The 4,849-nt window shown below is 57.1% G+C and carries 5 protein-coding genes; 3 read left to right on the forward strand and 2 right to left on the reverse strand.

What is annotated here, in order from left to right:
• Nucleotides 1-1,520 (forward strand): succinate dehydrogenase flavoprotein subunit (gene sdhA / locus MPJ51_RS05195; protein ID WP_298382770.1); only part of this gene is annotated, 1,520 nt, incomplete at its 5' end.
• 95 nt (nt 1,521-1,615) lie between these two features.
• Here the strand turns inward: sdhA and MPJ51_RS05200 are convergent.
• Entirely contained in the window at nt 1,616-2,473 is an 858-nt protein-coding gene (locus MPJ51_RS05200; RefSeq protein ID WP_298382773.1) for a hypothetical protein, read from the reverse strand.
• Between the two features lie 119 nt (nt 2,474-2,592).
• Here MPJ51_RS05200 and MPJ51_RS05205 point away from each other — a divergent pair, with 119 nt between their 5' ends.
• Nucleotides 2,593-3,300, forward strand: a complete 708-nt coding sequence (locus MPJ51_RS05205) for a methyltransferase domain-containing protein (RefSeq protein ID WP_298382776.1) — start codon at nt 2,593-2,595, stop codon at nt 3,298-3,300.
• 88 nt (nt 3,301-3,388) lie between these two features.
• The gene (locus tag MPJ51_RS05210; RefSeq protein WP_298382779.1) at nt 3,389-4,168 is read left to right on the forward strand and encodes a succinate dehydrogenase iron-sulfur subunit; all 780 of its coding nucleotides are present in this window, start codon (nt 3,389-3,391) and stop codon (nt 4,166-4,168) included.
• Between the two features lie 101 nt (nt 4,169-4,269).
• Here the strand turns inward: MPJ51_RS05210 and MPJ51_RS05215 are convergent, their stop codons facing one another.
• Nucleotides 4,270-4,686 (reverse strand): VOC family protein, encoded by a 417-nt coding sequence (locus tag MPJ51_RS05215; RefSeq protein WP_298382782.1) that lies wholly within the window; start codon nt 4,684-4,686, stop codon nt 4,270-4,272.
• Between the last annotated feature and the right edge of the window lie 163 nt (nt 4,687-4,849).

A 4,849-nucleotide genomic window follows, 5' to 3' on the forward strand; every position in this document is an offset into this window, starting at 1 on the left:
CAAAGGCGGTTTATGAGCTAGAGCATTACGGCGTGCCCTTCAGCCGGACCGAAGAGGGCAAAATCTATCAGCGCCCGTTCGGTGGTCATACGACGGAGTTCGGCGAAGGCCCCGCGGTGCAGCGCACCTGCGCCGCCGCCGACCGGACCGGCCACGCGATTCTGCACACGCTGTATGGTCAGTCGCTGAAGAACAACGCCGAGTTCTACATCGAATATTTCGCCATTGACCTGATCATGTCCGATGACGGGCAATGTCAGGGTGTCGTCTGCTGGAAGCTGGACGACGGTACGATGCATGTGTTCAACGCCAAGATGGTGGTGCTGGCGACCGGTGGTTATGGCCGGGCCTATTTCAGCGCCACCTCGGCCCATACCTGCACCGGCGACGGTGGCGGCATGGTGGCCCGTGCGGGTCTGGCCCTGCAGGATATGGAGTTCGTTCAGTTCCACCCGACCGGCATTTACGGCTCGGGCTGCTTGATCACCGAAGGCGCGCGGGGTGAGGGCGGCTATCTGACCAATTCCGAAGGCGAGCGGTTCATGGAGCGCTATGCGCCCCAATACAAGGACCTCGCGCCGCGCGACTATGTCTCGCGCTCGATGACGATGGAGATTCGCGAGGGGCGCGGTGTTGGCGGCGAAGGGGATCACATCCACCTGAACCTGTCTCACCTGCCTGCCGAGGCTCTGGCCGAGCGCCTGCCGGGAATTTCCGAAAGCGCCAAGATCTTTGCCGGTGTCGATGTGACCAAGGAACCGATCCCGGTTTTGCCGACGGTGCATTACAACATGGGCGGTATTCCAACGAACTATTGGGGTGAGGTGCTGAACCCCACCGCCGATAACCCGACCGCTGTTGTCCCCGGCCTGATGGCTGTGGGTGAGGCGGGGTGTGCCTCGGTCCACGGGGCGAACCGGCTTGGGTCGAACTCGCTGATCGACCTTGTGGTCTTTGGCCGCGCGGCTGCGATCCGGGCGGGCAAGGTTGTTGATGCTGATGCGCCGAACCCGGTGCTGAACCAGGCATCGGTCGATAAGGCATTCGACCGGTTTGATGCGGTGCGCAACGCCAGCGGCGCGATCCCGACCGCCGATCTGCGGCTTGAGATGCAAAAGACCATGCAAGCGGACGCTGCTGTGTTCCGCACCGCCAAGACCATGGCCGAGGGCGTTGAAAAAATGACCGCCATTGCCGCCAAGATGGACGACTTGCAGGTTACCGACCGCTCGCTGGTCTGGAACAGTGATCTGATGGAATCGCTGGAGCTGACCAACCTGATGCCCAGCGCGCTGGCGACCATCGTCGGCGCCGAGGCGCGCAAGGAATCCCGTGGCGCCCACGCGCATGAGGACTTTACCGAGCGTGACGACGAAAACTGGCGTGTCCATACCGTCAGTCGGGTCGAGGGCAACAAGGTTGACCTTAGCTATCGCCCGGTGATCGTCGATCCGCTGAGCACCGAAGATGAAGGCGGCATCAGCCTGAAGCGCATCGCACCCAAGGCGCGGACCTTCTGACAAACATTAGCGTTCCGAAAGGCCATGCAACAAATTCAAAGGCCATGCGACTTTACCTGTCGCATGGCCTTTTTTGTAAGTGATCGGAGCATCAATCAGAACAACCCTTCATACCTTTCAGGCAAGCGGTACAGTTCTGGAGACGCATGCGTTTTGTGTTTGGTGAAGACCTGATCATTCTGGGTGACCAGGCTTTTGCTCTTTTCGATTGCATCAACATAAGACGACCGGTCGTCGGGCAATATCCCAGCAATCGGCATGTCGTGCAGTGAGGCGATCATGCTGTCCAGCCCGTCATCGGATGCCCGCCAGGCGCGGCCCGCGGTGTTGTTTTTCCCTTTCGGCGCCAAGGTGGTCTTGCGTCGCCGAACGGCTCGTGCGCGGAACAGGTCCATGTCGAAAAAACGCAGGTGAAAGGCTGTCAGGTTCGGATCGATCACGATGTTGTCGCTATAGGCAAAATGCCCTCCGCGGCGCCAGGCAATTGGCTTTTTTACCATGCTTGGTTTTCCAAAGCTGGCATTGACGCGCACCAATCTACGCTGATCCAGAACACCCTTTTCAGGATCGAACCCATCGGGTTCAAGATCTTCCCGGTGGATGACCTCAAGCCCGTAGGAGGCGGTCACATCCGACTCGCGGCTTAGGATGTAGTCCTGCACATCGGTGCCGACGGCAGGGTCCAACGTGATGATTTCATCGACATCCGTATAAAGGACCGAGTCATGCATGTAAGTCAGCGAACTTACAAAATGGCCAAGCATGGTCCAGCGCGCCGCTTCCATCTGTCGGTAGGGTGGGGGTCTGCGCATCTCGATCACATTGCATCCCCGGACCATGCGCCGAAGCCTGCGATTTGAACCGTGAATGATGACATACATGCATTTGGGTTCAACATGCTGAGACCAGTACTTTTTCCAGATCGGCAAGAACTCGTAATCGTCATAGACCATCGTCACGACCGCAAGGGACATATATTCGCTCCGTATTCTGCGGGTTTCGAGTTGCCGACAAAGCAGGCTGAAGTAGTATATAGGCTTGATACCACAGCTACAATTCAAGGTGTGCCGATATGGACGCTGACAAACTCTATAAAAGCCTTCACAAAGGCCACATTCGTCAGGAAGAAGCCCGGGTACACTCTGCCAAGAGAATTCATGGCCTGTGTGAAAGATTCCTGGATGTGAAATCCGTTGTCGATGTCGGATGTGGTGTCGGGTTTCTTTTGGCCGAATTCGAAAGCCGTGATCGGGACATCTGTGGTGTTGAGGGGGACTGGCTTGAAGACACCGCCATCCGGTTTTCCGGGGACGCCCTTGTGCGGGCGGATTTGGAGCAGCCGTTTTCGCTGGACCGCAAGTTCGATCTCTGCGTCAGCACCGAGGTTGCGGAACATCTGGAACCGGCCCGGGCCGAAAGCTTTGTTGCCGACCTGACGCAGTTGGCGGATGCTGTCGTGTTCTCGGCAGCCATCGCCGGGCAGGGTGGAACCGGGCACAAGAATGAGCAGTGGCAGGACTATTGGGTCAAGCTGTTCGACAAACAAGGCTACGCTTTTTTCGACGCGCTCCGCCCCAATCTTTGGACGGACCCTTTGGTGATGGATTGGTTCAAGCAGAATCTGATGGTGTTCGTGAAGCGGGACGCGCCGGTGAACTCCGATCTTTCCGACTATGCCAGTACGGCGGAAGCTGCCCGAATGATCGTTCCCAAATATCATGATAAAATTGTCAGGAAATCTACGCGGCAACTGCGCAGGCTTCGTAAAGAAAAGTCCTGAATACTACGGTATACGAACGAATGCCGCATTGTATTCCACTGGGTTTTGAGGCAGATTGCGCGCAAGTAGACCAAGGAATTTCAGGCACATGGTTCAACTGACCCTTCCCAAGAATTCCCGTATCACCACGGGCAAAACCTGGCCCAAGCCCGAAGGCGCCAGCAACGTACGCAAGTTTCAGATTTACCGCTGGAATCCTGATGACGGGCAGAACCCTCGGGTGGATACATATTTCGTCGATATGGATACCTGCGGCCCGATGGTTCTGGACGCGCTGATCAAGATCAAGAACGAGATTGATCCGACCCTGACTTTCCGCCGCTCCTGCCGCGAAGGCATCTGTGGGTCCTGTGCGATGAATATCGATGGGATCAACACGCTGGCCTGTATCTATGGCATGGATGAGATCAAGGGTGATGTGAAAATCTATCCGCTGCCGCATATGCCGGTGGTCAAGGACCTAATCCCGGACCTGACCCATTTCTATGCCCAGCATGCCTCGATCATGCCGTGGCTGGAAACCAAGACCAACCGGCCCGCGAAAGAGTGGAAGCAATCCATTGCGGACCGCAAGAAGCTGGACGGTCTTTATGAATGCGTGATGTGCGCCAGCTGTTCGACCTCGTGCCCCAGCTACTGGTGGAACGGGGATCGCTATCTTGGGCCCGCAGCACTGCTGCATGCCTATCGCTGGATCATCGACAGCCGGGATGAGGCGACTGGCGAGCGGTTGGATGAGTTGGAAGATCCGTTCAAACTGTATCGCTGCCACACGATCATGAACTGCGCCAAGACTTGCCCCAAGGGTCTGAACCCGGCCAAGGCAATCGCCGAGATCAAAAAGATGATGGTCGAACGGGCGGTTTGATTTCAGTCTTCAGTAAAAGCGAAGCCCGGGGTGGACGCCGCCCCGGGTTTCTTTGTGTCTGACGCGAATCCGTGCCTCGGTCGGAGGTATTTCCATCTGCGTTACCCGTCACGCCCCGGTTCGTTCGGGTTGCTTGAGAACAAAGCGATCTTGTTGCCTTGGGGATCGCGCAGGTAGCAAACGTAAAACTGCGGTCCATAATCGTCACGAAAACCTGGTTGGCCTTCGTCAATTCCACCTGCGGCAAGTGCGGCGGCGTGAAGGTCACGAACCTGCTTTTGGCTGTGCGCCTCGAAGGCGACCATGACACCGTTTCCAACCGTGGCCGGGCGTCCATCGAAGGGCGGTTTGACATAAAAATCCGGTAAAACAGGCGATTGGCCCGGTTCCACCGGCAGGGCATAGCTCAGACCTTCGGGACCTTCCTTGAACCCATAACCAAGCGCGGGCAGGAAGGCAGAGTAAAACCGCTTTGCGCGCGCGATGTCATCAGCACCAACAGTGACGTAGGCAATCATGCTGCGGGCCTCCTTTTCGAAATCTGATCTTGGTGTCGTATCAAACTAGGTCAATATCCAAGCCCGCTCAACAGACGGCCATTTGCTGGCGGGCTTGAAATTCCACCGGGAATAGGCAAAGCAAACGGATGCCTGTCCTTCTTCTTGTTCTCGCGGCCGGGGT

This window comes from Ruegeria sp. (genome assembly GCF_028066395.1).
GTDB lineage: Bacteria > Pseudomonadota > Alphaproteobacteria > Rhodobacterales > Rhodobacteraceae > Ruegeria.